Source organism: Pseudomonas sp. K5002, assembly GCF_013386655.1.
Classification (GTDB): Bacteria; Pseudomonadota; Gammaproteobacteria; order Pseudomonadales; family Pseudomonadaceae; genus Aquipseudomonas.
The window spans coordinates 1-938 of the sequence record NZ_JACARK010001673.1; the positions used below are offsets into that span (position 1 = coordinate 1).

The 938-nt window shown below is 65.4% G+C and carries 2 protein-coding genes; both read left to right on the top strand.

The genetic code is table 11. The features are described from left to right. On the top strand, positions 1-388 hold a 388-nt coding region (locus tag HX846_RS38630; protein WP_178967629.1), incomplete at its 5' end, for an ABC transporter permease. Next, on the top strand, positions 385-938 hold a 554-nt coding region (locus HX846_RS38635; RefSeq protein ID WP_178967630.1), incomplete at its 3' end, for an ABC transporter permease. The genes HX846_RS38630 and HX846_RS38635, both read left to right, overlap by 4 nt.

Sequence of the window (938 nt, forward strand, 5' to 3'; positions counted from 1 at the left end):
GGCGATTCCGCTGGCCGGGTTTATCGCCCAGGTCACCCGCGAATCCCTGGATTTGACCCTCGACCAACCCTTCATCCTGACCGCCCGCACCCGTGGCCTGAGTGACTTCAACGTGCGCTTCAAACACGCGTTGCGCCACGCCGTGTTGCCGGGCATCTCGCTGTCGGGCTGGGCCATCGGCGCGCTGATCAGCGGTGCCGTGGTGATCGAAGTGATTTTTTCCCGCAAGGGCCTCGGCCGCCAGTTGTACCAGGCGGTGCAGGCCCAGGACCTGCCGCTGACCATCGGCATCAGCCTGGTGGTCGCCGCCGGCTACGTGCTCGCCAATATCCTGGTCGACCTGTTGTACCTATGGGTCGACCCTCGCCAACAGGAACTTCCAGCATGAGTGGCCTGACCCTGGAAACACCGCTGCCCGCGCTGCGGATTCAGCGCACCACTCGCACGCTGCGCCTCGGCCCGCTGTTGGCGATTACCTTTCTGTTGCTGGTGATCGTCGCGGCGCTGGTGCCGCAGTTGTTCGCCTACAGCGACCCGCTGGCCATCGTGCCCCGCGATGCGTTTCATTCGCCGAGCCTGGCCCACTGGTTCGGCACCGATCAGTCGGGGCGGGATATTTTTTCGCGGGTGATCCATGGCACCCGCCAGTCGTTGTTCATCGGCCTGGCAGCCACGGCGATTGCGATGACCATCGCCATTGTGCTTGGCCTGTTGGGCGGGCTGGGCGGTACGCGGGTGGACCGCGGCGTGGGTTGGTTGCTGGAAGTGCTGTTTGCGTTTCCGAGCCTGATCCTGGCGCTGTTGTTCGTGGCGATTTTCGGCAGCGGCATCGGCCCGCTGATCGTCGCTACCGGGCTGGGCAGTGCACCGGGTTATGCGCGGATGGTCCGTGGCCAGGTGCTGGCGGTGCGCAACGCGGGCTATATCGAAGCCGCCCG